This window comes from Bradyrhizobium huanghuaihaiense, from assembly GCF_007830635.1.
GTDB classification, from domain to species: domain Bacteria; phylum Pseudomonadota; class Alphaproteobacteria; order Rhizobiales; family Xanthobacteraceae; genus Bradyrhizobium; species Bradyrhizobium huanghuaihaiense.
The window spans coordinates 86,058-109,651 of record NZ_VLLA01000003.1 but is presented as its reverse complement, the minus strand read 5'-3'; the positions used below and the strand labels follow the sequence as shown (position 1 = coordinate 109,651).

Here is a 23,594-nt window from a genome sequence, read left to right as displayed (position 1 = left end):
GAGATCCCGGGTCTGGTCCTTTGGACCATCCCGGGATGACTTTTTGCGGTCGCTATCCGCGACCGCCAAAAGTCATTTCGGCTGCGGCACGATCCGGATGTAGGGCTTCGGCTCCTTCCAGCCCTGCGGGTAGATCGTCTTGGCCTCGTCGTTCGAGACCGAGCCCGCGATGATGACGTCCTCGCCCTGCGTCCAGTCGGCCGGGGTGGCGACGCGATGCTTGGCGGTGAGCTGGAGCGAGTCGATGACGCGCAGGATCTCCTGGAAGTTCCGGCCCGTGGTCATCGGATAGACCAGCACCAGCTTGATCTTCTTGTCCGGTCCGATGATGAAGACGTTGCGGACGGTCTGGTTGTCGGCAGGCGTCCGGGTGAGGGGATCGCCCGAGGTCGAGGCCGGCAGCATCTCGTAAAGCTTCGAGACGTTGAAGTCGGTGTCGCCGATCAGGGGATAGTTGGGAGCAGCGCCCTGCGTCTCCTTGATATCCTCGGCCCATTTGGCGTGGCGATCGATCGGATCGACCGAGAGGCCGATCAGCTTGACGCCGCGCTTGTCGAATTCCGGCTTCAGCTTGGCGAGCGCGCCGAGTTCGGTCGTGCAAACCGGGGTGAAGTCCTTGGGGTGCGAAAACAGGAGGGCCCAGCTGTTGCCGATCCAGTCGTGGAACTTGATCTTCCCTTCGGTGGTCTCGGCTTCGAAGTCGGGGGCGGTGGTGCCGATCGGAAGTGTCATGGTTCTACCTCATCATATTGAATTTACTTGAGAATTTGTCCCTGGCCGTCGCCGCCAGTATAGGGGCTTGGCGAGGCTAAGTGAACGCTGACTGAACCGCTTGAAGTAAAATGTGAATTCCTTCTCTGAAGAGCCGATCTCCTAGCACTTTTCTGTTACAGCGGCACCTGCGGCGAAACATCTCCACCGGTATCGATTGCCGCGATAAAGCCTTTTATGACCCGCATCACGCTCGCCCGACGCTCTCCGGAACCGAAATGGTCCTCGTAGCGACTAATCGGCAACCATTGAGAAAAGTCGCGATCCCCGTATCGAATCATTAACCACCCCTTTACGCCCGCATGAAAATGCTGGCCGATCAGTAGAAATCTGGAAGTGAACTATGTCTGCCGCTGCGCCTAAGTCCGCTGAGAAGTCCGTTGAGTCGCCGTCCCTCGAACCGTCCTGCCGCGATACCGCGGTCCATGCACTCTCCATCGTACGCGATGGCGTGATCACGGGCGAAGGCCCGACCACCAAGGGCCGGGTGCATTTTTCCCGCTCGCTCGATGCCGATGACACCGCCTGGTGCGCCCGTATCCTGACCGCGACCGCCGTCAACGACCAGCCGGTCAGCCGCACCGAAGCCGAAGTCCTGTTCGAGATCAACGAGGCCGCGACCGAGCGCACCGATGGCGGCCGCTTCGACGATTTGCTCGCCAAGGCCGTTGCCCATTATGCCGCAAGCGCCTCGGGTCTGAAGGTGCCGCCGCGCAGCGTCGCGCTGTCGGCCGATACCGACATCGAGAGCTGGGCGCCGTCCTACGCCTCCAAGGTCAACAGCGAAATGCTGGAGTGGATCGCCGGCCAGATGCGCGGCAAGCGCCAGAACAACCGTCGCCTGATGGCGATGGTGGCGACGTTCCTCGGCGCCACCGCGCTGCCCCTGGCGGGCCAATTGCCGAACGTGTTCGACATCGGCATGTAAGAACCGAGATATTCTCGCGCCCCTTGCGGGGCGCGAGCGAAAGCGGCGGGGTTATTTCCCCGCCGTTTTTTGTTTGCCGGCATCCGGCTCGAGGCCAAGCGTGCGGCCCGGGAAGCCGGCGGCATCGAAATAGCGCTGGCTGCCGACGCGCTGGACGTTCAGCACGGTCTGAAGGCCGTTCTCGGACATCTTCGACTTCTCAACCGCCTTGTAGGCCTTCGGCACGATGCCGTTGGGCAGGGCCTCCGACATCACGCGGCCGACCAGGCCGCCGTTCTGCGCGGCGCGCAGGCCCATCAGCTGCGCCGCGGTCATGCCGACGTCGGCATTGCTGACCGGCAGCTCGTCGACGAAGCCGGCTTTGAAGTCCGGACCGATGGCGGCCATGAAGTTCATGGTGTCGCCGCGGCTGAAGCTGCCATGCATGCCCTGGCCCTGGCGCAGCACCGTGTCGGCGACCTGCACCGAGCAGTTGGTCGGCGCCTCGCCGCACTCGCTGGCATAGGAGCGGAAGTTGACCACGATCGACGGCGTCGGGGTCGCCGACTTGCCGCGCAGGTTGATGCTCGACAGCGGCAGCGTGCCGGGGAAGCGGCCGAGCGAGTCCTCGACGAACAGGCCGGAGACGTAGTCCTGCTCGAGCAGGGCCTTGATGGTCTTCGCCGCCAGCTTCTTGTCCTTGTTCGGCAGATAGATCAGGTCCGAGCCGCCATTGGTGGCGACGACGAGGTCGGGCTTTTCTGGATCCTTGCCGAGCACGCCGTTGCCGGCCTTGGGATGCTTGTTGCCCTCGATCTTCGCATTCTTGTCGTTGGGGTCGAACAGCGGCAGGTCGAGCGCCTTGGCCAGATCGAGTGCCAGGAAGCCCATCGGCAAAAAGTCCTTCGGCGTGTCGTCATAGCTGACCTTGGCCGAGGGGCTGGTCTTGCTTTCCTTGGAAATGGTCGAGAAGCCGTGGTCGGCCGAGACGATGATGTTGGTCGAGGCGGCGAGGCCGAGCTCGTCGAGCGCCTTGCGGAGCTGGGCGAGGTTGGTGTCGGCGTTCTTGATGCCGGCCATCGAGGTCGGGCCGTTGATGCCGGGCAGGATCTGGTTGAGGCTGTCGCCGGTGTTGTGCTGGCTGCCGTCGGGATCGCGCGACCAGAACACCAGCACGAACGGCTTGTTGCGCGCCTTGAACATCGGCAGCACCACCTTGGCGGCGACGTCGGCGAAATAGGCCTGCTGGGCGACATTGGCGACCGTGGTGCCCGGCGTCTTGGCATCGCCGGCCTTGGAATTGTCGCCGCGCGGCGGGGTGGCGAGGGGGAGGCCCGCCTTGGTCAGCGCCGCCTTCACCTCGTCCGACAGCGCCACGCTGTTCTTGCCGCCGGTGGAATCGTCGAACACGACCGAATGCAGACCCGGCTTCTCGGGCTTGTCGGTGTGGTCGAACTGGTAGGTCGGACCGACCTTGCCGATCGCCGCGGTGCTGAGGCCCTTGTCGCGGGCCATCTTCAAAATGGTCTCTTCGTTGAGGTAGTCGCCCTTGAAATGCTCGTCGATGTCACCGAGCACGGCGTCGTTCTCGATGAAGGGGACCACGGTGTCACCGGCCGGGACCGAGGTGTAATTGGTCCAGATCGTGTTGGAGAACACGCCGGTATCGCCGAGATAATGGCCGGTCGACATCGCCGAGCCGTTGGCCATGGTGAAGGTCGGGAACAGCGAGTGCGGATTCTTGAAGTTGACGCCCTTGTCGCGAAGCTCGGCCATCGCGGGGGCCGTTTCAGGGGTGACCTTCAGCGCGCGCAGACCGTCCGGAATGAACAGGATCAGGTTGCGGGGGGTATTGTTCTGGGCGGACGCAAGTCCGGTGGACAGCACTGTCAGTCCGGCGGACAGCAACAGCAGTGAACGGCGCATGGAAGTCTCCTGGCGGTGAGGCGGCATGGCCGCCGACCGCGGCCCCCGGCAATCGTTTAGTTTTGCTGTATGACGGTTTTGTTACAAGGGCCTCTGTTGTCGATGCAAGAGGGCTGGGGAGGGGGATAGCGTAGGCTCGTGTCCCGGACGCGCTGCAACGCCCTTGGCGTTGCTGCGCAGAGCCGGGACCCAGAGAGCCGCGAATGCGCTGATGCATGGGCCCCGGCTCTGCAGCGCACCGCCGAAGAGGCGCTGCGCTGCGTCCGGGGCACGCGAGCGAAGTTTTGTTGCTCACTTGTCGCAACGCCGTCATTGCGAGCGCAGCGAAGCAATCCAGAATCTTTCCGCGGAAGGACTCTGGATTGCTTCGTCGCAAGGGCTCCTCGCAATGACGAAGTGTGTGGTGACGGCGTCGCTCTTTCAATTCGCATTGCCATTCGCAGACACACCTTCGCGTCCTCGCGGCATTTTCCGCCCGAGCTTTGCTTGGCTCCCCCAATGAAAGAGGGCGCAGGGAAGACCGAGTGCCGGCCGGGCACCCACGGTCCACTGTGCGAAGGGTGGCAACAAAGAATTTGCACAGCGGCATACAGGTGAAGCCAAACATCCGGCCTTCCCTGCGCAGTGGTTTTACGGCTTATGTCGTGATCTCCCCGGGGAGCGATGCACTATTGCCCCCGTCGCCATGCGGATGACTGATGTGCGGGCCCGGTCGGGCCGCTCACATCACCGCAAGACTTGACGCACAGACCCCGGGCGTCAGGACCACACGATTTTGCCGTACGCTGATCACACCTGTCGTTGGCGCGACGACTTCGCTCACGGTTGCCCGCCCTGCAAAGCCGATCGCGCCGATGCGATGAGCGTCCACCGCCGCCCGGCCCGCGTGTCGTGACGATCGCGATGCGCCCCTCTTCCTTGGGCCGGAGTAGGAAATGTCTAACAAAAATCCGAATTCTAATAAAGAGAATTATTTCAATGCCGCGCTCTTGACCCCGGGCTTGGGTGTTTTGCCCGCCGGGCCGCGCAAGGGATTGTGGTTAGTCCGGCGCGGTCGGCACCCGCGGATCCGGCGCCAGCGCCTGTGCCGGCTTCACCGTTGCCGGTCCGGCCCGGTTCCTGGTGAGATCGCGCCGCAGCGACAGCGGCACCGTCTTGAGCGCATAGATGATCGCGATCTGGGTCCGGTTCTGGAGCCGGTATTTGCGCATGATGTTGCCGATATGCGCCCGCACCGTGTTCTCCGAGATCTTGAGCTCGTAGGCGATGTTCTTGTTCTGTAGCCCCCGGGCGATCAACATCATCAATTCACGCTCGCGGGGTGTCGGTGTGATCGAATCCTTCGGATCCGCGCTCATGACTGGCTCCTCCCTGGTTGTCGCGTTGATGTGGCCGCCCCCGGCATCGTCTCACTCCGTCTTCAGCGCCTCGATCGGGCTGAGCCTCGATGCCTTGTGGGCGGGATAGAACCCGAAGATGAGACCGGTCGCGATCGAAAAGGCGAGGGCAAGGCCGATCGCCTCGCTGTCGATCGAAGTGACCCATCCGGCCATGCGGGCGACCGTCATCGACAGCGTGATGCCGCCGGCAACGCCGATGGCGCCGCCGAGCAGGCAGAGCACCAGGGCTTCGCACAGAAACTGCAGTCGGATGTCCCGCATCCGTCCGCCGAGCGCGCGGCGGATTCCGATCTCCCGCGTGCGCTCGGTGACGGACACGATCATCACGTTCATGATGCTGATGCCGCCGACGAGCAGCGAGACCGAGGCGATGGCGACGAGCAGAAGCGCCACGGTGCGGATCGCGCCCTGCTGCGCTTCCATGGCGGCGGCCGGATCCTGGACCTTGAAGTCGTCCTCCTGGCCGGCGGGGACGCGGTGGCGCTGCCGCAGCAGGCTTTCGATCTCCGCCCGCGCGCCCGCCATCTGACCGTCCGCGGCCACCTTGGCGATGATGTAGGCGACCGAATCCCGGTTGATGTTGCTCGCGCTGCCGAGGAAGCGGAGCTTGGCCGTGCTGAGCGGTACGAAGGCGACGTCGTCCTGCGCCGGGCCCTTGCGATCGAGCACGCCGACCACTTCGAGCGGCACCTTCATGATCCTGATCTGCGCGCCGATGGGGTCGTCGCCGGCTGCGAACAGCTCGCGCGCGACCGTGCTGCCGAGGATCACGACCTTGCCGGCGCCCGACTCTTCCGCGCCGGAAAAATAGCGACCGGAGGCAAGCTGCCAGTCGCGCACCATGAAATGGCCGGTGGTCGTGCCGTTGATCGTGGTGTTCCAGTTCTTGCCCTCGTGGATGACCTGCGCCGTTCCGGCGAGCGAGCCGGCGGCGGCCTGGATTTCCGGGATCTGCTCGAGGATGGCCTGCACGTCGCCCTCGGTCATCGTCAGCTTGCTGCCGTCCTTGAGGCGCACGCCGCCCTGATAGACCGCGCCCGGTGTGATCATCAGCACATTGGCGCCGATCGAGCGGATCTGCTCCTGCAGGCGAAGCTGCGCGCCGGAGCCGATCGCGAACACGGTCACGATGGAGGCGACGCCGATCACGATGCCGAGCATGGTGAGGAAGCTGCGCAGCGGATTGAGGCGCAGGGCGTGCAGGGCGATCTGAAACCCCTGGAGCATCGTCATGACGCAGCGCTCCGTCTCGGCAGCAGCTCCGCCACGGTCTCATCACTCACGAGCTCGCCGTCATGCAGGCGGATCGTGCGCCGGCACTGCGTCGCGATGCCGGGATCGTGTGTGATCATCACGATGGTCTGGCCGGTGCGGTTGAGGGCTGCGAACAGCGCCAGGATCTCGGCGCCGGTCCGGCTGTCGAGCGCGCCGGTCGGCTCGTCGGCGAGCACGATCAGCGGGGAGGCGATCAGCGCGCGCGCGATCGCGACGCGCTGCTGCTCGCCGCCGGAGAGCTGCCGCGGGAAGTGATGGGCCCGGTGCAGCATGCCGACGGCCTGGAGGGTCTGCTCGGCGCGAGCCAGACGTTCCTTGCGGCTGACGCCGCAATAGACCAGCGGCAGTGCGACGTTCTCGATCGCATTGTGGCGCGCGAGCAGGTTGTACGACTGGAACACGAAGCCGATGCTGCGGGCGCGCAGCGACGATCGCCGGTCTTCCGAGAGCTCGGCGACATTGGCTCCCTCGAGATGGACCGCGCCCTCGCTCGGCAGGTCGAGCAGCCCGATCATGTTCATCAGGGTCGACTTGCCCGAGCCCGACGGTCCCATCACGGCGACGATCTCGCCCTGTGCAATGTCGAAGCTGACGTTGCGTACCGCGGTCACTGCTACTCCGTCGGTCCGATAGGTCCTGGACACGGAGCGGAGACTGATGAGGGGCAGCGCGGTCATGATCCAAACCTGATTCCGAGGAACTCCATGCCCGCGGGGCGGATCGCCTGGCCGACGGCGACCTGGCTGCCCTCGACGAGATCGCCGCTCTTGAGCGCGACCTGTTCGGTGCCGGCCGCGCCGACCGTCACCGCGACGCGCTGGAGCGAGCCGCTGGCGGTGCGCACCCACACGCCGCTATGCGCGCTGCCTGAGTCCGGCCGCGTGCCGGACGGCTGGAAACGCAGCGCTGCGAGCGGCACCTTCAGCACGTCGTCCTGCCGCTCGATCACGATCTTCACCAGCGCGGTCATGCCGGGTAGCAGCGCCCCGTCGAGATTGGAGGTCGCCAGCACGACGGTGTAGGTGACGACGTGCTGCTGGGTCTGCGGCGCCTTGCGCACCTGCCGCACCACGGCCTCGAAGCGGCGGTCGGGATAGGCATCGACCGTGAAATGGGCGCGCTGGCCAGGCGCGATGCGGCCGATATCGGCTTCATCGACCTGCGCATGAATTTCCATGTCTTCGAGGCGGTGGGCGACAACGAAGGTGGTGCGCGACTCCAGGCCCACCGCGAGCGTCTGGCCCTCGTTGACGAACCTGCCGACGACGACGCCGTCGATCGGCGAGCGGATCACGGTGCGGTCGAGGTCGGCCTGGGCCGCGGCGAGCACGGCCGCCTTCTCCGGCACCGCCATGCGGGCCTGCTGCAGCTCGGCCTCGATGCGGCGGACATCGGCCTGCGCCCCGTCCACCGAGTAGGAGTTGAGAGACATCAGGACCTCCGCCTCGCGCTCCTGGGCCAGACGCGCGGTGAACTCGGTCTGGGCATCGTCGACCGTCGTCGTTGCGACCACGTTCTGCGACTGCAGCGCCAGCTTGCGCTGCAGGGTCTTCTGCGCCGAGGTCTTGACCGCCTGGGCGCTCTCGAGCTTGGCAGCGAGCACGTCGCGGCTGCCTTTGGCGTTCTGCAGATCGATCCTGGCGCGATCGAGCTTGGCGCGCGCGATGTCGACCAGGGAATTGGCGACCGCGAGCGAAGCCCTGGCTTCGTCAACCTTGGCGGCGAAGCTGCGCGGATCGATCAGCGCCAGCGGCTGGTCCTTGGCGACGGTGTCGTTGAAGTCGACGTAGACGCGGGCGAGCTGCCCGGAGAGCTGGGAACCCACTTCGATGGTCTTGACCGGCTGCAGGGCGCCGGTGACCGTGACGGTCTGCTCGATGCTGCCGCGCTGGATCGCGGCATAGCGGAAGACGGGCGCATCCGACCCGAAGGTCGATGGCTCGCGGACGGCGGGCGCGAGCAGCCGCCTGGTCTGGTCATAGGCGTGAGTCGCTTTGTCTGCCGCGCTGCCGGCGGCGCCGGCGATGACGGTTGGCCCTGCGGCGTAGATCGCGGCGAGGCCGCATGCAGTTCCGAGCAAGGCAATTGCTGGCACAAATCGCATATCAAAACCCGCCCTGGTTGAAATGGTTTCGTTGGCGGTCGGGAAAAAGCGGCAACCCGCTATAGTTGCAAATCATCTAAGGTAGTATCGAACGACAGTATGTCGTCCTTGCCGGGGCGACGGTCGGGTGTGCAGCACGATCCAGAAGTAAAGTCCGCGGCTGCGACGTTTCGTGATTTGCCGAAAGTGCATACCCGTCGTATCGATATGCTGCGCGCGGTATCGAACTCGATAAGCTGACTGAACGTCCCGTATGATCCGGCAAAATCGCTGGTCGCCGGCGTTCAGCTGGTCCATGGGTAGCAATGCCATGACGCAGTCGGCGACGCTGCGGCCACGATACCGGATCGTCACGTCAGCGATAACGGGCCTCGCCGCGATGCCGCCTGTGCCGCCGCGAAATTCCCTGCAATCACGAAGCCCGATGTGTGAACGCCTTCACTCGCTTCCGGCGAGCATTGGCCCTAAGACGTCGAACCGGCGGACGGACGCCGATCGTTCGATTCTCGCGAATTCATCCAAGCACCTTGTTATCGCTTGCAAGAAGAATGGATGGCTCGTTGCTCGCCCATCGAGCCCCAAGCTGGGGAGTTTGTTGGAATGATTTCAGGTCAAGCCACCGTTTATGTCGTTGATGACGAAGTCCAGATTCGAAATTCGATTGGAAGTCTCTGTGAGGAGACCGGTCACCAGGTGAAGTTGTTCGCGTCGACCGATGAGTTCCTCGCCGAGAGTCTCTCTGAGGGGCCGTCGTGCCTCGTGCTCGACGTCCGCTTTCCCGGGACATCGCCGACCGGTCTCGAACTGCAGCGCCGGCTCCTCGAGAAGGGCGTGTTCATTCCGATCGTCTTCATCAGCGGCTACTCCGACGTCCGTGTTTCGGTCGAGGCGATGAAGCGCGGCGCGGTTGAATTTCTGCCGAAGCCGTTTCGCGAGCAGGAGATCCTCGATGCGATCAGGCACGGCATTGAGCGCGACTGCAGGCGGATGGAGCGCGAGGATGCCGTCCGCGACGCCCGGCAGCGCGTCGAGATGCTGACGAGCCGCGAGCGCGAGATCATGATGCTGATGGCCGAGGGGCTCGTCGCCAAGCAGATCGCGGCAAGGCTTGGCGTGAGCGAGGTGACGGCCAAGGTCCATCGCGCCCGGATGATGCGAAAGCTCGAGCTGCGCTCGCCGATCGAGGTGGTGCGGTTGATCGACAGCATGGGACGCGGAGCCGAGGCGCCGCGCGCCGGTGCGGGCTAGCCGCGCATCGTGCGGCTTTCGAGCTGACACCGCGCATCGTCTAGTCCGTACCGACTAGCATGAACTGCAGTCTGTCGCGCGGCACGCGACCGGTTCAGAGTATTCCCACGATGTCAGTCGCATTCAGGACCGGCATCCCCACCCAGTCAGACAACTTGGCCAGAAAGGAATACTCCATGCGTAAATTGTTTTTTGCTTCCGTTGCCGTGCTCGCCCTGTCCTCCGCGGCGCAGGCCGCCAACACCGCGACCACAGTGCAGGTCGGCGTTGTGAACGGTTCGAGCGTCTCGCAGCAGGGTCTCACCAATGATACTTCCTCGACCAGCCAGCTCGGCATCGTGAACAGTGCGACCACGATGCAGGGGACCAGCGCGGCCTCGCTCAACAACGCCAGCACGGTCAACCAGATCGGCGTGCAGAACTCGGCGACCACCGGCCAGGTTGCGTTCGGCAACAACGGCAGCTCGATCACCCAGAACTCGTTCGGGCCTCCCGCGCTGCAGAACAACGCCGCCGCCGTCGGCCAGCTCAGCGTGTTCGGCGTCAACGGCAGCACCGTCTCGCAGACGGCGCACTGACCCACGTATCGTTCGGCCGGGCGCACCCGATTGCGGTGCGTCCGGGCCACTCTGGAGGACATGAACATGCGGATCACCTATCTCGTTGCGATGGTCGCGGCGCTCGGTGCGCTGACGGCCGTCGATGCAGAGGCCGGCAACTCGGCGAGCGTGCTGCAGTTCGGCACGACCAACAACTCATTCATCTCGCAGAGCGGATCGACCAGCAACAGCGCCACGACGCTGCAGTTCGGCGCGACCAATACGGCGACCACCTTGCAGACGGGCTCGCTCCTGACAGTCAACACCTCGGTGATCGGGCAGGGCGGCACCACCCCGACGGCGTCCAATACCGCGCTGGCCGGCCAGGTGGGCGGCTCCAATTCAAGCCTGATCGGCCAGATCGGCGCCAACAACACGGCCGGCGTCGGGCAGCTCGGAATCCTCAACGGCTCGACGATTCTGCAGCAGACGCCGTGAGCAATCTCGAAGTGGTGAGGCATGTCATGAAACATCCTTTGCGAAGCGCGGGCGCCGTGATGCTCGCTCTGTGCTCGGTCGGCGCCGGATCAGCCGGCGCCCAGACCGCCGACATCAAGACCATCGTGTCGGTCGGCGGACCGCCGGTGGTGCTGAACCAGAACAGTCAGCTCAACATGGCGGGCGTGTTCATGATCGGCGGCAGCACCAGCGCGACGGTGACCCAGAACGGCACCAACAATGCCACCGGCGTGCTGCAATTCGGCGGGACGAATTCGGCATCGGTCGGCCAGACCGGGACGATCAATCTCGCCTTCGTCGGCCAGGCCGGTCAGTCGGCGACCAGCCTAGTGTCGCAGCTCGGCGCGATGAATTCAGGCGCTGTGATGCAATTCAGTGCGGTCAACAACTCGACCATCGTTCAGACCCGTCCGTAATCGCGGGAACCGACGGGGAAGCGCGATGCGGTGTGGCAGAGACGTGTTGAAGCGGGTTGTGACTGCTGCGGTGCTGCTGGCTGCGATCGGCACGGCGACGCCGGCGCCGGCCGCAACCGTCCTGCGCAGCGTGACGGACCGGAACGTCAGAATCGATACGGTCGTGCAATTCGGCAACGACCTGCAGCCCGTCACGATCGAGGAGAGCAGCCAGATCAATATCGCCCGGGTGATCCAGTTCGGCGGGACGGGAACGGTGGATGCGACCATCATCCAGAACGGCACGCGCAACTATGCCAATGTGATCCAGGTCGGCGGCACCACCAACGTAGCGGTCGGTCAGTCCGGCCTCAGCAACATCGCCGACATCACCCAGGTCGGCAATTCCACCAATGCGCTCCTGCTTCAGATCGGCGACATGAACACGGGAGCGGTGAGGCAGTTCGGACGTTTCAACTGGCTGGCGATCTTCCAGTTCGGCCGATGATGGAGGTGTGACATGAGATTGCTGCTACTCGCATCCGGAATAGGACTCATGAGCGTGATCGCAGCGGCGCCGGCGGGTGCTGCCGACGGTCACACGACGGTGGTGCAGGACGAGAACGGAACCTCGGTCATCACGCAAAGTGGCGATCCGGCGCAGGCCGAGGTCAGGATCGAGAAGGAGCCCGGGCGCACCACGGTCTATCGCCGCAGCGGCGGAAACACCGCCATCGTGGCCCAGGGCACCGGCGCTTCGCCTGATATGCTCGAGTGGCTGCGCAAGCAGCTGCAGGAGCATTGATACGCAAAAAGCCCGCCGCCCTCGCGAGGACGACGGGCCTTGTTGCTGGCGAGGCTACCAGCGATAATGGCCGGTCAGCGTGCCGTTGTTGTTGCCGTCAGGGCCGACATCGCCCTGGGTCGAGCTCGGTGTCGGATGGTTGGTGCCATTGAGTGCGCCATACGGCCCGCCGGCGTCCGGGTAGTACGCGCGCGGTTGAACGGGTTCGTAGGTGGGGGCGGTGCGGTCCCAGCCGGCCCGCGACCCGTTCCAGTCGTAGCCTTGTGCCGAGGCAGCCGTCGTGCCCGCGACGAGCGATGCCGTGATCAGGCAGAGGAGTTTTGACGTGTTCTGCATTGAAGATGCTCCTTGCTTTCTTGTCGGGGCCAACGACCGCGGCAAGGGGGCGTTCCGGATGTATCCGGCGGGTGCGATCAACTCCGATCAACTGGTTATGAAGGGCGTTCCGGGAACGGAGCGGCTGAAATCGCCGGACATCGAGGGCGTCTTGCCGCACCGGGTTCCCCGTTAATCCCGTGCCTTAACCAATAATTAATAATACGTTTGCGGCGGGCGGACGGCCCGGCCTAGCGTGCAGTGGGGAGCTATCGCGAAGCCAAACCAGTTGGTGCGTATCATGACGTCCAGATCACATGGCAGATCATTTGCGGCGCTATTTGCCTCGCTCAGCGCGGCCGCGCTGCTCCTTAGCCCCAGCGACAGTTTTGCCAGACCCGGCGGTGCCGCACCGGCCGTGGCCGGCGCTGCCGTGCCGCCGGCTGCCGCGCGTCCGTCGATCGCGCCGGGGGCGCGCTTCCACCGTCGCAACAATCCCTTCGTCTACTGGCCGGGCGGAGGCGGGTTCTTCTACGACGGTGCGACGTACAGTCAGCCCTTCGGCGATGCCGGACAGCCGCCGCTCTCGAACGACGTGCGCTACACCTACACCTATGACGTGCCCTGGGACTGGGCGCATCGCTTCCCGCCGAACGTCGTGCCGTCCGACCGGCCCTATGTGCCGAGCTGCCCGACCGAGCAGGTGACGGTGCCCGGCCGCGGCGGCGGCGAGCACACCGTCAACATCATGCGCTGCTACTGAGCTAGCCGAGCTCAAAGCTGGTCACGCCGAAGACGCGGTCGATCCGCAGCGGCGGGATCGGCCCCGTGTACATCCGCGCCGTCTCGAACACCGGCTTGAGGCCGAGTCCTTCCGCGAGTGCCATCGCCTCGCCATTGACGGCGGGGACGTCGAGGAAGATTTCGCCGCCGCCCGCACTGGACAGCAGGGCTCGCGCGACCGTTTCCGCCGCCGCGCGATCGTCGGCGACGAGCGGGCCGATCTTGCTGCCCGTCCGGCACGGGCGGATCACGCCCCATGCGGCGAGCCTGCCGTCGCGCAGCAATGCGCGGCCGATGTGACCTTGTGTGTTGATCCAGGTGCGCAGGAAGGCCACGCGTGCGGCCGGGAAGACCGTAGCATCGTCCGCTTCAACCAGTGCGAAGGGGATCGCATCGAGCGCGATGACACCGGTAGGCGGCACCGGTGGCGCGGCGAGGGTGCCGCCGTAGCGGATGTTGGCGTAGGCAAGCTGGAAGCCGGACTTCTTGTAGTTGTCCTGCTGGGCGACGACGCCGTCGAGCCCGATCACGCGGCCGCCTGCATGCGCGATCGCCGCGTTCCAGATGCGCAGGCCGTGGCCGGACCCGCGAAGGTCGGCGCGCACGATGTAGAAGCCGAGGAAGGCGAAACGGTCATCGTAATTGACGCAGGAGACGGTCGCGACCGGCTCGCCGCCGATCTCGCCGACGAAGAAGCCCCGCGCATCCGGAATCGCAAAGCAGGCGGCGTCGGAGAGGCCCGGATTCCAGCCTTCCGCCGCGGCCCAGTCGATGGCGAGGGAGATCTCCTCCGGGCGCAGGTTGCGGATCTGCAATTCGCTCATGAAGGATGCCTTCGGGTGGTGGACCTGCCGGCAGGTCCGGCGGTAGAAGGCCTCATGATAGGCCGGGCCTGCGGCTCGCCTCAACTCCATCGCAAGGATAACGGTCATGGCAGCAGAGAAGGTCGCACTCGTCACCGCCGGCGGCAGCGGAATGGGAGCAGGCGCCGCGCGGCGGCTGGCGGCGGACGGCTTTCGCGTCGCGATCCTGTCGTCCTCCGGCAAGGGCGAGGCGCTGGCGGCCGAGCTCGGCGGCCTCGGTGTCACCGGCTCCAACAAGTCGAACGACGACCTGAAGCGCCTCGTTGATGGCGCACTTGCCAAATGGGGACGCATCGACGTGCTCGTCAACAGTGCGGGCCACGGGCCCCGCGCGCCGATCACGGAGATCACCGACGAGCAGTGGCACACCGGCCTCGACACTTATCTGCTCAACGTGATCCGTCCGACCCGGCTGGTGACGCCGGTGATGCAGGCGCAGAAGGCCGGCGCCATCATCAACATCTCGACCGCCTGGGCGTTCGAGCCGAGCGCGATGTTTCCGACCTCCGCGGTGTTCCGCGCCGGGCTCGCCGCGTTCACGAAGATCTTCACCGACACCCATGCCGCCGACAACATCCGCATGAACAACGTGCTGCCGGGCTGGATCGACAGCCTGCCGCAAACCGATGCGCGCCGCGACAGCGTGCCGATGCAGCGTTACGGCAAGGTCGAGGAGATCGCCGCGACGATCTCGTTCCTGGCGTCCGACGGCGCGGCCTACATCACCGGCCAGAACATCCGAGTCGACGGCGGACTGACGCGCTCGGTCTGAGACGGCGCGCGGATTCGCCCGCACCTTGTCGTGACGCGCCGCCGGTTTGCATCGCGCGTCACTGCGGCAGGCGCGATGCGTGGCGCCGAGGTCACACTCGTCACACGACTTGCGCGATAAGTCACTGATTGCGTCACAGTCCCTACGAACTGCGCGACAGGCCGAGACGCGCGAGCGGTGCTCCGCCTATTCCCCATCTGCGCCGGATCGCTCCCGCCTGCGCGCATCGAAAACGCGAGATCAAGCGCGTGGGGGAATGGAGACTGGAATGAACAAGTTCTTGCTTGCGGTCGCTTCGATTGTGCTCGGCGCCGCATCCGCGCAGGCCGCTGACCTTGCCGCGCAATACACCAAGGCGCCCGCGATGGCGCCGGCCTATAACTGGACCGGCTTCTATGTCGGCGGCACTGTCGGCGGGCAGTGGGGCAGCGCCGACCTGACCACCTCGACGGTATACTCGCCGACCGGCTATTTCGCCACCAGCAGCGTTCCCGCGATCAACACGATCGGCGCCCAGGGCGTCAACAGTTCCAGCGTCACCGGCGGCTTCACCGCGGGCTACAACTGGCAGGTCAACCACGCGGTGCTCGGCCTCGAAGGCGACATCAACTATTTCGGCTTCAAGGGCAGCGCGACCGGTTCAGCTCTCTATCCCTGCTGCGCACCGACCGGCTTCACCGTCAATTCGTCGGTCTCGGCCGACTGGCTCGCCACCATCCGCGGCCGCATCGGCTTCCTCGCGGCTCCAACCTGGCTGCTCTACGCCACGGGCGGTGCGGCGATCGCCGAGGTGAAGGGCAATTTCAACTTCACCGACACGTTCGCGGCCGCGACGGAATCGGCCACGATCCGTGATACGCGGGTCGGCTGGACTGCGGGCGTCGGTACCGAATACGCCTTCGGCGGCGGCTGGTCGCTCAAGGCCGAATATCTCTACGTCGATCTCGGGCGCAGCACGGTGACCAGCACCAATTTGGCCGACATTGGAACGCGATACCCGACCAACGTCTACACCCACTCGGTCGACCTCACGTCGAACATCGTGCGCGTCGGCGTGAACTACAAGTTCGGCGGACCCGTCGTCGCCAGGTACTGAGCTTCATCCCGTTCCGGATCTGGTGTGGAAAGCCCCGGCTCAGCCGGGGCTTTCTGCTTTTGAGGGTTCAGCCGCCATGCGCGGCGACCAGATGCGCCAGCGCCGGCAAAATCTTGTAGCGGGCGATCTCGTGCGGATATTCGCCGCGATTGGCGAGCAGCACGATGCCGATCCGCCGCGCCGGCACGAGGCCGAGATAGCCGGAGGCGTTGTTGAGGCCGCCCGGTTTGTCGACGACGTTGACATCGGGAAGATGCACCGTTTCCCAGGCCATGCCTTGCCCGAATTTCCCGTCGACGCGGAAGGCTTCGCGCTGCGTCATCCGCAGCGCCTCGTGCAAATGCGGGTCGACCGAGCGGCCGTCGAGGCAGGCCGCGACAAAGGTCGAAAGATCCCGCGCAGACGAGAACATCTGGCCAGTGCCGGGAAAGTCAAAATAGCTCTGCTGGTTGCCGATTGGCCCAATCGCCATGCCCTGATCCGAATAGCCCTGGACCGCGCGCTGCATCCAGGCCGCGTCCATGGCGGCGCGGTTGTCCTCGCCGCGTTCGGGCAGAGAGGTCGCGGTCATGCCGAGCGGTTTGAGGATGCGCTGTTCGAACAACCGTGCGATCGGCGCGCGGTAGCAATTCTCGAGCACGAGCTGGAGCAGCACGTAGCCGGCGTGGCTGTAGATGCGTTGCTTGCCGGGCTGCTCGCCAGCCTGCGGTTTCCAGGCGTTGAGCATCTCGATGAACTGCGCACGTGTGAACTGCTCGTTCGGCCAGGGCGGATGGTCGGTCGGCAGCAGCAGGCCCGAGGTGTGGGTGACGAGCTCGCCGACGGTGACGCGGCGGATATAGTCGCCTTCGAGCTCGGGAAGGTATTTTTGCAGACGGTCGTCGAGCCGCAGCTCACCGCGAAGCGTCCCCAGCGCGACCAGCGTCGCCTCGAACGGCTTGCGCAGCGAGGCGAGGTTGAACAGCGTGTCCGATGTCACCGGCCGTCGTGGGGTGCCGTCGGCAAAGCCATAGTTGAAGAACTCGACATGGCGGCCGGCATAGAGCGCGGCGGCGAGGCCGCCCGGATGCTCCGGCGTCGCGGTCGGCCCGAGCTCGGCGGCGACGATATCGCGCATCTGCGCGATCATGTCCGAATCGGCCGATGCACGGCGCGGGCGAAGCGCGATCGCAAGCGGAATGAGCGCAGCCCGGGCGAGCGTTCGCCGGGTGATCGAGGATGAGATGACAACAGGCGGCACGTGCTCTGATGATTGATGCTTGTGCGCCCCCGACTCACTTTTAGCGGAGAGGGGACGAGGTCCCAATTCACGATTGCGCGTTGTGGGTTCCGCGTGGTGGGCCTGTAGCTCCGGATGGAGCGAAGCGTAATCCGGGGGCGTCTGGTTGTGGCAAGATCCCGGATTGCGCTGCACTCCATCCGGGCTACAGTGCCATCAATTTTAACTTAGCCGAGCGGCTAACAATCATTGACATTCACGGTCCGCGGCCTATAGTTAGCTCTATGGCTAACCAATTGAACCGACTCGATCAGATCTTCGCAGCGCTCGCCGATCCAACACGGCGCGCGATCGTGATGCGGCTGTGCGCCGGAGAAGCCTCGGTCGGCGAGCTCGCCGACCCCTTCGACATGGCGCTGCCGAGCTTCATGAAACACATCCACGTGCTGGAGGTGAGCGGGCTGGTCGAGTCGGAGAAGTCCGGCCGTGTGCGGACCTGCCGGCTCAGCCCGGACGCGCTCGTCGGCGCAGAGGACTGGTTCCAGCAGCAGCGCGCGATCTGGGAGGCGCGGCTCGACCGGTTCGAAGCCTATGTGATGAAGCTGAAGAAGGAGAGGGCGGCCAAGCGGCCGTCGCGTACAACCAAGAAGAAAGGTTCCGAGTGATGACGAATTCTGCCAATCCCGCCCTGTCGCAATGGTCGCTCGACCGCGAGATCGTGATGTCGCGCGTAATCGATGCGCCGCGCGATCTGGTGTTCGAGGCGTGGTCCGACCCGAAGCACCTGCCGCAATGGTTCGGGCCGAAGGGCTTCAAGGTCGAGACCTTCGAGATCGACGTACGGGTCGGCGGCGTCTGGCGTTTCAACATGATCGGTCCCGACGGGACGGTCTATCCGAACCGGATGCGCTTCCGCCGTATCGAGCGGCCGTCGCTGATGGAGATGGACCACGGCACCGACCAGGATGATGATCCCGGCATGTTCCGCTTCACCCTCACCTTTGCCGAGCAGAGCAACGGCAAGACGGTGCTGATGATGCGGCAACTGGCCTCGAGCACGGAGCAGCGCGACGGCATGATCGGCTTCGGCGCGGTCGAATACGGCTACCAGACGCTGGACAAGCTGGCGGCGTATGTGGCTGGGATGAAGAAGTGATTGTTGTCATTCCGGGGCTCGCGAAGCGAGAACTCAGGTGCGCAATTGCGCACCTGAGAAACTCGAGATTCCGGGTTCGCCCCTTCAAGGCGCCCCGGAATGACGGCGTGTACCGTCACTCCCCCTTCAATCCGGCCTCGCGGATCAGCACGCTCCATCTCTGCGTCTCGTTGTCGATGAACTGGCCGAATTCGGCGGCGGTGCCGGTGCGCACCTCCAGGCCCTGCGCGGTGAGCCTGTCCTTCACGGCGGGCTCGGTAAGCACGCGCGCGACTTCGGCCTGCAGCTTGTCGACGATCGGCCGCGGCGTCGTCGCCGGCGCCATGACGCCGAACCAGCCGGCCGCGATCACGCTCAAAAAGCCCTGTTCGCGCAAGGTCGGCGCCTGCGGATAGAGCGGGCTGCGTTCGCTGGAGGCAACGCCAAGCACCCTGAACTTGCCGCTCTGGATGTAGGGCAGCGCGGTCGGCAGCGCCGTCAGCGTGGCATCGACGCGCCCCGCAAGCAGTTCGGTGTAGGAGGCGGCATCACCCCGGAAGGGAATATTGAGTCCCTTGACGCCGGCATCGCGGAACAGCAGCTCGCCGGCGAGATGCGGCTGCGAACCGGCGCCGGGCGAGGCGAAGGTCAGCCCGTCAGGCTTCGACTTGCCGTAGGCGATCAGCTCGGGGAGCGTCTTGAACGGCGCCTCGGCGCTGATGATCAGGAACAGCGGCGCGATCACCGCCATTGCGACGGGCTGAAGATCCCTGCGATCGTAAGTGAGCTTGCCGAACAGCGCCTCGGCAGTGGCGTAGGGGGCTGCGACGTAGAGAAAGGTGTAGCCGTCGCCCGGCGCATGCGCGACGAGATCGTTCGCGATGCGCGTGCCGGCGCCCGGCTTGTTCTCGACGATGAACTGCTGGTGCAGGCTGCGGCCGAGCTCTTCGGCAAGGAGGCGCAGCGAGATGTCGTTGGAGCCGCCGGGCCCGTAGGGCGAGATCAGCCGCACCAGGCGCGACGGCCAGGCGTCTTCAGCCTGCGCGGAGAATGGAATGGACAGGGAAAGGGCGAGGGTGCCCAGCAATGTTCGGCGTGTGATGGTCATGTCGGCCTCCCGGGGGTGGAGCGCCAGTGTTCTTGTTCATCTCCTGGCCCTCTTCTTGCTTTGTTTTGTCTCGGCCGCCGGCCTTGCCGTGCCGACGATGGCGCGGATGCTATCGGCGAGTGCCGCGATGCGCGGGCCGATTTCGCCCTCCAGCTGGCCCGGCTGGAGCCGGAACGCGGGGATGCCGCAATTGATCGAGAACGACTGCCTAGTTTCGCTCGCGTGAAACAGCGGCGCCGCGACGGCGTGGATCGAGGCCATGTATTCGCCCCAGCAGACGCAGAAGCCACGGCTCGCGCATTGCACAAGACCGGCGCGGTATTTTTCGCGGAAGGCTGACCAGAGTTCGGCGTCCTCGCTTGCGAGGCGCTGTTCGAGGAGTGCGGCATCGGTCTGCGGCAAGGTTGCAGCCGCGGCGCGGCCCATTGCCGTCATGACCACGGGAATGGGCATGCCGATGTCGGGGACGTGCGGGCCGACGTCGCCGGAGCGCGCAGTCTCGACATAGATCATGGAGGTCGCATCCAGCAGGCCGATGGAGACGGTGCCGCGCACGCTCTGCGCAAGCTCCTGCATCATGGGTCGCGCGACCTGGCGGAACTGCATATCGGCGAGCAGCGGATGCGCCATGCGAAGTGTGCGCGCGCCGACGCGATATTTGGCGCGATCGGCATCGTAGCGGAGATAGCCAAGCTCGGCGAGCGTATGCGTCAGCCGCGCCACCGTCGGTCGCGGAATCCCCGTCAGAATCGACAGCTCCATGTTGCCGAGCAACGTCGTCCCGGCCTTGAAGGCTTCGAGCACCACGAGGCCCTTTGCGAGTGTCGTCGCGAACGCGGCATCGTCGCCGCGCGACGCCAGCACCGCGGCGGCGGACGAGGAAGCTTGGGGCGATTTGGACCGAATAGTTTGGGCCATAGGCTTCTTATGGACGAACAAGCCAATATTGTCGAATAGATATAGAGCATATTTTAATTCTGTCCGATATGTGGACAGCGCGGCTTCTACGCTCATCGCAATTAAGGAGCGTCGTTCTGCGGCCTTGGATTGCCGATGTTTCTTGGGGCCATCCATGAAACGTCGTGATCTCCTCGCCTTGGGCAAAGAGGTTTGTCGTTGCTGCGACTCCGTCGACGCTCCAGGTCTTCGCCAAATTCTCGCGTCCATGCAGAAAAAGAGCGGCGAACGCTGGAAGGAGATCAAGATGATTGAGTAGCGCCGAGCGCTCGCTTCGTCGTCCGCATCAGCGGGACATATCTGCGATGCCGAAAGAGTCGTCGTGATTCATACTCATGATTCGGACGGGCGCTTTCCATCGCGAAACTTTCAGAAGCCTTCCGCGAATATGACAGCGCGCAGCGCTATTATGACAGTATCATGACATCGATTTCTGTCGCGCTGTGCTGCCGATTTATGACAGAATTGCTGCCGCGGAATGAAATATCGATTACGGCGGAGCGATTCATGTTGCAGTGGCAGGCGCGGTCAAATCCCCTCGCGTGGTGGTGGGGGTCGCTGACGCTTGTGAGCAGCGCCAACATTCTCGTCTGGTTCATGCTGTATCGTGAGTTCTACCCGACGGTCGCGGGCAGCATCAGTGGCGGCTCCGACATCGGGCTGATGTTCCTGCTCTGCGCCGGCTATGTGTTCGGCTGCGCCTTCCGCTCGGTGCTGCCGCGCGCCGACGTGCAGCGTATCTGCCTGTTCGACACCTGGCTGTCGAGCATCTTCGTCGGCCGGACCGTTGCGACCGTGGCCGAGCTCTGCTTCGTCGCGCAATGGGCGATCATCCTGCATCAGCTGGGTCAGATGACCGGCGCGGAAACCGCGGTGAACATCGCGCTCGTGATCGTGCCCATCATCATCATCGCCGAGTGCTTCTCCTGGTACGCGGTGGTGACGACCAACTTCCTCTACAACGCGATCGAGAACTCGCTGTGGGCGGTGACCTTCTTCCTCGCAGGCATCGCGCTGTGCCGCCTGATGCCGGAATTCCAGGGGCCCGTGCGCTGGGCGCTGATGGCCGGCATCGTCGGCATAGCCTGCTTCCTCGCCTTCCTCGTCACCGTGGACGTGCCGATGTATCTCAGCCGCTGGCGGGCAGGGCACGCCGAGGGAAACAGATTTCTCGGTTTCCTCGAAGGCCTGCATGACGTCTCGACGCGCTGGGTGGTGACACACGACATCGCGCACTGGAAGGGCGAGCTGACCTGGATGTTCCTGTATTTCAGCGCCGCGGTGTGGTCGAGCCTCGCGCTCTGCGCGCTCTACGCGATGGAAGGCTATCTGACGCGCTATCTCGCCTGAGCGCTTCAGGCCTCGCCCAGATCGACCTGCGTCAGCAGTCCCTGGCGCAGCGCCAGGCGGACCAGCTCGATGTCGGAGCCGACGCCGAGCTTGTCCTTGATCAGGGAATGCAGGTTCGCCACCGTCTTCGGGCTGACATGCAGCGTCTCGGCGATCTCGTCCGTCGTCCTCTCGGCGAGCAGCAGCCGCAGCACCTCGAACTCGCGCGGCGTCAGCACGTCGGCCGCCGAGCTCTCGCCGGCGAGCCGGCTCAGCGCAAGCTCGTGGTCGATGTCGGGGCTGATGGCGATCCGGCCGGCGAGCACGTCCATCACCGCGCGCACCAGCGTCTCGGGCGGGCTGGTCTTGGTGACGTAGCCCCTGGCGCCGGCGCGGATCGCCTGCACGGCGAAGCCGGCATTCTGGTGCATGGTGAAGACCAGGATCTTTGCGCCCTTGTCCCGTTGCCGGATGCGCCTCACGGCTTCGATGCCGCCGATGCCGGGCATGCTCAGATCCATGATGACGAGATCGGGCGCCTCGGACTTGTACAGCCGGTAGGCCTCCGCGCCATCGGAGGCTTCCGCGACGACGCGCAGGCCCGGCTGCTTCTGGAGCACCGAGCGATAGCCCTCGCGCACCACGGAATGGTCGTCGACCAGCAGGATGGTGGCATCGCCCGCGCTCATGCCGCGTGATCCAATAGCTGCCGATCGGAGGCCTCTAGCGGAATGACGACACGCAGCGCGGAGCCGCCGTTCGGTCCGGCCTCGAAGCTCAGCCGGCCGCGCAGCGCCGCGACGCGCTCGCGCATGCCGAGGAGGCCCATGCCCGATTTCGCGGCGGGCTCGTTCGACCGTCCGTCATCGTCGATCGCAAGCGCGATCTCATCGGGTCGCATCGTCAATTCCAGGCTCACTTTCGTGGCGCCGGCGTGCTTGGCGGCATTGGTGAGGGCCTCCTGCACGATGCGATAGAGGTTGGCGCTGACGGCGGCCGGCAGGGTCTCGAAGGCGCCGTCGAAACGGATCGAAAACCGCGTCTCGCCGCGGCTGCGCCCGTTCCAGCCGGCGACCAGCCCTTCGAGGCTGGCGACGAGCCCGAGCTCCTCGACGTCGGGCGGCCGCAGCCGGAACAGCGCACCGCGCAAGGTCTCCATCATGCCGGTTGCGGTCCGCGAAATACCGTCGCATTCGGACAGCAGGGACGGGCACTCCTGCGCGGCGGTCTGGCGGGCCGAGGAGGCCAGCGCGCGGATGGCGGCCAGCGACTGGCCGAACTCGTCGTGCAGCTCACGGGCGAGATGGCGGCGCTCCTCGTCCTGGAGCGCGATCAGCTTTCGCGTCAGCTCGCTGCGCTCGGCAAGCGCGGTGTCGAGGCTTTGGGCGAGATGGTTGAAGACGTCGCGGATGGCGGAGAGCTCGGCGAGGTCGAAGGGCGGCAGCCGCGTCGTGAGGTCATTGGCGGCGATGCGTTCCAGGCCGGTGCGGATCATGCGGGTGGGCCGCAGCGCGCGCGCCAGCGCCGCGTACACCAGCACGCAGAGCAGCGGCAATGCGATCGCGAGCGCGAGCATCAGGCGGCCGGCCTCGTGCCAGGCCTCCGCCGTCTGCACCGCTGGATCGACCGAGACCACGGTCTCGCCGAGCTTGGTGCCGCGCACGACCACGGGCCGCGCCGCCTCGCGGCCGGGGTCGAACAGGCTGCGATAGAACGCGGCGAAGGCCTGCGGCGGCGGGTTCGCCGGGGCAGGCGCGCCGCTGCAGAAGCGCTGGAGCATGTCGCCGCCGGGGCCACGGAATGCCAGGCAGAGACCGGGCGTCATCACGTAGGCCGCGACGGGATCAAGGTTTGGAAAGTCCGAGCGCGGGTTTGCCACCCACTGGACCTTGCCTTGCTGCAGCTCCAGTGATTTTGCCACGATGGCGGCAATGCTGTCGCTGCGCGCATGCGCCGCGCGGTCAGCCGTGACAAGGAAATAGGCGGAGATCGCGGCGAAGCAGGCGGCCGATATGGCGGCCACGCGCAGCGTCAGACGAACCTTCAGATCGAACCTCGGGCGGTTCCACATCGGCAGGCACCTGGTGCGAACGGAATTGTCGCGCCGTATTAAACGGCAGAACGCAGG

27 protein-coding genes are annotated in these 23,594 nt (G+C 65.2%); 14 read left to right on the top strand and 13 right to left on the bottom strand.

The features are described from left to right. Nucleotides 1–72: 72 nt before the first annotated feature. Complete coding sequence (locus IQ16_RS08135; protein WP_018647322.1) at nt 73–732, bottom strand: peroxiredoxin; 660 nt, start codon at nt 730–732, stop codon at nt 73–75. Between the two features lie 382 nt (nt 733–1,114). Between IQ16_RS08135 and IQ16_RS08130 the strand changes: the two genes are divergently transcribed. Next, the gene (locus IQ16_RS08130) at nt 1,115–1,699 is read left to right on the top strand and encodes a hypothetical protein (protein ID WP_020608101.1); all 585 of its coding nucleotides are present in this window, start codon (nt 1,115–1,117) and stop codon (nt 1,697–1,699) included. A 51-nt stretch (nt 1,700–1,750) separates the two neighbouring features. Here IQ16_RS08130 and IQ16_RS08125 read toward each other — a convergent pair whose 3' ends face one another. From IQ16_RS08125 to IQ16_RS08095, 5 genes are all read right to left on the bottom strand, one after another. Continuing rightward, nucleotides 1,751–3,604 (bottom strand): alkaline phosphatase family protein, encoded by a 1,854-nt coding sequence (locus IQ16_RS08125; protein ID WP_145831356.1) that lies wholly within the window; start codon nt 3,602–3,604, stop codon nt 1,751–1,753. Between the two features lie 1,040 nt (nt 3,605–4,644). Continuing rightward, nucleotides 4,645–4,962: a response regulator transcription factor gene (locus IQ16_RS08110; protein ID WP_018647325.1), complete on the bottom strand. Its 318-nt coding sequence runs from the start codon at nt 4,960–4,962 to the stop codon at nt 4,645–4,647. A 51-nt stretch (nt 4,963–5,013) separates the two neighbouring features. After that, nucleotides 5,014–6,237: an ABC transporter permease gene (locus IQ16_RS08105; RefSeq protein ID WP_018647326.1), complete on the bottom strand. Its 1,224-nt coding sequence runs from the start codon at nt 6,235–6,237 to the stop codon at nt 5,014–5,016. Continuing rightward, nucleotides 6,234–6,956, bottom strand: a complete 723-nt coding sequence (locus tag IQ16_RS08100) for an ABC transporter ATP-binding protein (protein WP_018647327.1) — start codon at nt 6,954–6,956, stop codon at nt 6,234–6,236. Before IQ16_RS08100 ends, IQ16_RS08105 begins: the two co-directional genes overlap by 4 nt. After that, the gene (locus tag IQ16_RS08095; protein ID WP_018647328.1) at nt 6,953–8,383 is read right to left on the bottom strand and encodes an efflux RND transporter periplasmic adaptor subunit; all 1,431 of its coding nucleotides are present in this window, start codon (nt 8,381–8,383) and stop codon (nt 6,953–6,955) included. The genes IQ16_RS08100 and IQ16_RS08095 overlap by 4 nt, the downstream gene beginning before the upstream one ends. A gap of 600 nt (nt 8,384–8,983) precedes the next feature. Here IQ16_RS08095 and IQ16_RS08090 point away from each other — a divergent pair. From IQ16_RS08090 to IQ16_RS08065, 6 genes are all read left to right on the top strand, one after another. Further along, nucleotides 8,984–9,631, top strand: a complete 648-nt coding sequence (locus tag IQ16_RS08090; protein WP_026312680.1) for a response regulator transcription factor — start codon at nt 8,984–8,986, stop codon at nt 9,629–9,631. 176 nt (nt 9,632–9,807) lie between these two features. After that, the gene (locus tag IQ16_RS08085; RefSeq protein WP_026312681.1) at nt 9,808–10,209 is read left to right on the top strand and encodes a hypothetical protein; all 402 of its coding nucleotides are present in this window, start codon (nt 9,808–9,810) and stop codon (nt 10,207–10,209) included. 66 nt (nt 10,210–10,275) lie between these two features. Beyond that, nucleotides 10,276–10,668: a curlin repeat-containing protein gene (locus IQ16_RS08080; RefSeq protein ID WP_026312682.1), complete on the top strand. Its 393-nt coding sequence runs from the start codon at nt 10,276–10,278 to the stop codon at nt 10,666–10,668. 26 nt (nt 10,669–10,694) lie between these two features. Beyond that, nucleotides 10,695–11,105, top strand: coding sequence for a curlin (locus tag IQ16_RS08075; RefSeq protein ID WP_035667951.1), 411 nt, complete (start codon nt 10,695–10,697; stop codon nt 11,103–11,105). 43 nt (nt 11,106–11,148) lie between these two features. Then, nucleotides 11,149–11,592, top strand: coding sequence for a curlin (locus tag IQ16_RS08070; protein ID WP_244635582.1), 444 nt, complete (start codon nt 11,149–11,151; stop codon nt 11,590–11,592). Nucleotides 11,593–11,640: 48 nt separating this feature from the next. Continuing rightward, entirely contained in the window at nt 11,641–11,889 is a 249-nt protein-coding gene (locus IQ16_RS08065; protein ID WP_018647333.1) for a hypothetical protein, read from the top strand. Nucleotides 11,890–11,943: 54 nt separating this feature from the next. On the opposite strand, the gene IQ16_RS08060 is transcribed toward IQ16_RS08065, so the two are convergent. Beyond that, nucleotides 11,944–12,225: a hypothetical protein gene (locus IQ16_RS08060; protein WP_018647334.1), complete on the bottom strand. Its 282-nt coding sequence runs from the start codon at nt 12,223–12,225 to the stop codon at nt 11,944–11,946. On the opposite strand from IQ16_RS08060, the gene IQ16_RS08055 reads away from it, so the two are divergent. Both IQ16_RS08055 and IQ16_RS08050 read left to right on the top strand, forming a co-directional pair. Further along, nucleotides 12,215–12,400 (top strand): hypothetical protein, encoded by a 186-nt coding sequence (locus IQ16_RS08055; protein WP_145831354.1) that lies wholly within the window; start codon nt 12,215–12,217, stop codon nt 12,398–12,400. The genes IQ16_RS08060 and IQ16_RS08055 overlap by 11 nt on opposite strands. Before the next feature lie 105 nt (nt 12,401–12,505). Continuing rightward, complete coding sequence (locus IQ16_RS08050) at nt 12,506–12,967, top strand: hypothetical protein (protein WP_018647335.1); 462 nt, start codon at nt 12,506–12,508, stop codon at nt 12,965–12,967. Nucleotide 12,968: 1 nt separating this feature from the next. Here the strand turns inward: IQ16_RS08050 and IQ16_RS08045 are convergent, their stop codons facing one another. Continuing rightward, nucleotides 12,969–13,811, bottom strand: a complete 843-nt coding sequence (locus IQ16_RS08045; protein WP_026312684.1) for a GNAT family N-acetyltransferase — start codon at nt 13,809–13,811, stop codon at nt 12,969–12,971. A 106-nt stretch (nt 13,812–13,917) separates the two neighbouring features. Between IQ16_RS08045 and IQ16_RS08040 the strand changes: the two genes are divergently transcribed. Next, on the top strand, nt 13,918–14,622 hold the full coding sequence (locus IQ16_RS08040) for an SDR family oxidoreductase (protein ID WP_018647337.1): 705 nt from the start codon (nt 13,918–13,920) through the stop codon (nt 14,620–14,622). A gap of 268 nt (nt 14,623–14,890) precedes the next feature. After that, nucleotides 14,891–15,718, top strand: coding sequence for an outer membrane protein (locus IQ16_RS08035; protein ID WP_018647338.1), 828 nt, complete (start codon nt 14,891–14,893; stop codon nt 15,716–15,718). A 67-nt stretch (nt 15,719–15,785) separates the two neighbouring features. On the opposite strand, the gene IQ16_RS08030 is transcribed toward IQ16_RS08035, so the two are convergent. Beyond that, nucleotides 15,786–16,847: a serine hydrolase gene (locus IQ16_RS08030; RefSeq protein WP_026312685.1), complete on the bottom strand. Its 1,062-nt coding sequence runs from the start codon at nt 16,845–16,847 to the stop codon at nt 15,786–15,788. A 374-nt stretch (nt 16,848–17,221) separates the two neighbouring features. Here IQ16_RS08030 and IQ16_RS08025 point away from each other — a divergent pair, with 374 nt between their 5' ends. Both IQ16_RS08025 and IQ16_RS08020 read left to right on the top strand, forming a co-directional pair. Next, on the top strand, nt 17,222–17,602 hold the full coding sequence (locus IQ16_RS08025) for an ArsR/SmtB family transcription factor (protein WP_026312686.1): 381 nt from the start codon (nt 17,222–17,224) through the stop codon (nt 17,600–17,602). Next, nucleotides 17,602–18,093, top strand: a complete 492-nt coding sequence (locus IQ16_RS08020) for an SRPBCC family protein (protein ID WP_018647341.1) — start codon at nt 17,602–17,604, stop codon at nt 18,091–18,093. The genes IQ16_RS08025 and IQ16_RS08020 overlap by 1 nt, the downstream gene beginning before the upstream one ends. Before the next feature lie 115 nt (nt 18,094–18,208). Here the strand turns inward: IQ16_RS08020 and IQ16_RS08015 are convergent, their stop codons facing one another. Then, a complete protein-coding gene (locus tag IQ16_RS08015) occupies nt 18,209–19,180 on the bottom strand; it encodes a Bug family tripartite tricarboxylate transporter substrate binding protein (protein ID WP_018647342.1) in 972 nt (323 codons plus the stop codon). Nucleotides 19,181–19,216: 36 nt separating this feature from the next. Beyond that, the gene (locus IQ16_RS08010; protein WP_035667910.1) at nt 19,217–20,098 is read right to left on the bottom strand and encodes an IclR family transcriptional regulator; all 882 of its coding nucleotides are present in this window, start codon (nt 20,096–20,098) and stop codon (nt 19,217–19,219) included. 546 nt (nt 20,099–20,644) lie between these two features. Between IQ16_RS08010 and IQ16_RS08005 the strand changes: the two genes are divergently transcribed. After that, the gene (locus IQ16_RS08005) at nt 20,645–21,487 is read left to right on the top strand and encodes a hypothetical protein (protein ID WP_020608103.1); all 843 of its coding nucleotides are present in this window, start codon (nt 20,645–20,647) and stop codon (nt 21,485–21,487) included. 5 nt (nt 21,488–21,492) lie between these two features. Here the strand turns inward: IQ16_RS08005 and IQ16_RS08000 are convergent, their stop codons facing one another. Both IQ16_RS08000 and IQ16_RS07995 read right to left on the bottom strand, forming a co-directional pair. After that, nucleotides 21,493–22,155 (bottom strand): response regulator, encoded by a 663-nt coding sequence (locus IQ16_RS08000; protein ID WP_018647346.1) that lies wholly within the window; start codon nt 22,153–22,155, stop codon nt 21,493–21,495. Further along, nucleotides 22,152–23,537, bottom strand: coding sequence for a HAMP domain-containing sensor histidine kinase (locus tag IQ16_RS07995; RefSeq protein WP_018647347.1), 1,386 nt, complete (start codon nt 23,535–23,537; stop codon nt 22,152–22,154). The genes IQ16_RS08000 and IQ16_RS07995 overlap by 4 nt, the downstream gene beginning before the upstream one ends. Between the last annotated feature and the right edge of the window lie 57 nt (nt 23,538–23,594).

Excerpts from the sequence above, each read along its gene's own strand:
- IQ16_RS08025 (WP_026312686.1), top strand. The coding sequence starts at position 17,222 with ATGGCTAACCAATTGAACCGACTCGATCAGATCTTCGCAGCGCTCGCC.
- IQ16_RS08125 (WP_145831356.1), bottom strand. The coding sequence starts at position 3,604 with ATGCGCCGTTCACTGCTGTTGCTGTCCGCCGGACTGACAGTGCTGTCC.
- IQ16_RS08000 (WP_018647346.1), bottom strand. The coding sequence starts at position 22,155 with ATGAGCGCGGGCGATGCCACCATCCTGCTGGTCGACGACCATTCCGTG.
- IQ16_RS08090 (WP_026312680.1), top strand. The coding sequence starts at position 8,984 with ATGATTTCAGGTCAAGCCACCGTTTATGTCGTTGATGACGAAGTCCAG.
- IQ16_RS08050 (WP_018647335.1), top strand. The coding sequence starts at position 12,506 with ATGACGTCCAGATCACATGGCAGATCATTTGCGGCGCTATTTGCCTCG.
- IQ16_RS08105 (WP_018647326.1), bottom strand. The coding sequence starts at position 6,237 with ATGACGATGCTCCAGGGGTTTCAGATCGCCCTGCACGCCCTGCGCCTC.
- IQ16_RS08075 (WP_035667951.1), top strand. The coding sequence starts at position 10,695 with ATGAAACATCCTTTGCGAAGCGCGGGCGCCGTGATGCTCGCTCTGTGC.
- IQ16_RS08110 (WP_018647325.1), bottom strand. The coding sequence starts at position 4,962 with ATGAGCGCGGATCCGAAGGATTCGATCACACCGACACCCCGCGAGCGT.
- IQ16_RS08010 (WP_035667910.1), bottom strand. The coding sequence starts at position 20,098 with ATGGCCCAAACTATTCGGTCCAAATCGCCCCAAGCTTCCTCGTCCGCC.
- IQ16_RS08085 (WP_026312681.1), top strand. The coding sequence starts at position 9,808 with ATGCGTAAATTGTTTTTTGCTTCCGTTGCCGTGCTCGCCCTGTCCTCC.
- IQ16_RS08020 (WP_018647341.1), top strand. The coding sequence starts at position 17,602 with ATGACGAATTCTGCCAATCCCGCCCTGTCGCAATGGTCGCTCGACCGC.
- IQ16_RS08045 (WP_026312684.1), bottom strand. The coding sequence starts at position 13,811 with ATGAGCGAATTGCAGATCCGCAACCTGCGCCCGGAGGAGATCTCCCTC.
- IQ16_RS08015 (WP_018647342.1), bottom strand. The coding sequence starts at position 19,180 with ATGACCATCACACGCCGAACATTGCTGGGCACCCTCGCCCTTTCCCTG.
- IQ16_RS08005 (WP_020608103.1), top strand. The coding sequence starts at position 20,645 with ATGTTGCAGTGGCAGGCGCGGTCAAATCCCCTCGCGTGGTGGTGGGGG.
- IQ16_RS08100 (WP_018647327.1), bottom strand. The coding sequence starts at position 6,956 with ATGACCGCGCTGCCCCTCATCAGTCTCCGCTCCGTGTCCAGGACCTAT.
- IQ16_RS08130 (WP_020608101.1), top strand. The coding sequence starts at position 1,115 with ATGTCTGCCGCTGCGCCTAAGTCCGCTGAGAAGTCCGTTGAGTCGCCG.
- IQ16_RS07995 (WP_018647347.1), bottom strand. The coding sequence starts at position 23,537 with ATGTGGAACCGCCCGAGGTTCGATCTGAAGGTTCGTCTGACGCTGCGC.
- IQ16_RS08065 (WP_018647333.1), top strand. The coding sequence starts at position 11,641 with ATGAGCGTGATCGCAGCGGCGCCGGCGGGTGCTGCCGACGGTCACACG.
- IQ16_RS08035 (WP_018647338.1), top strand. The coding sequence starts at position 14,891 with ATGAACAAGTTCTTGCTTGCGGTCGCTTCGATTGTGCTCGGCGCCGCA.
- IQ16_RS08060 (WP_018647334.1), bottom strand. The coding sequence starts at position 12,225 with ATGCAGAACACGTCAAAACTCCTCTGCCTGATCACGGCATCGCTCGTC.
- IQ16_RS08080 (WP_026312682.1), top strand. The coding sequence starts at position 10,276 with ATGCGGATCACCTATCTCGTTGCGATGGTCGCGGCGCTCGGTGCGCTG.
- IQ16_RS08040 (WP_018647337.1), top strand. The coding sequence starts at position 13,918 with ATGGCAGCAGAGAAGGTCGCACTCGTCACCGCCGGCGGCAGCGGAATG.
- IQ16_RS08030 (WP_026312685.1), bottom strand. The coding sequence starts at position 16,847 with ATGATCGCGCAGATGCGCGATATCGTCGCCGCCGAGCTCGGGCCGACC.
- IQ16_RS08135 (WP_018647322.1), bottom strand. The coding sequence starts at position 732 with ATGACACTTCCGATCGGCACCACCGCCCCCGACTTCGAAGCCGAGACC.
- IQ16_RS08095 (WP_018647328.1), bottom strand. The coding sequence starts at position 8,383 with ATGCGATTTGTGCCAGCAATTGCCTTGCTCGGAACTGCATGCGGCCTC.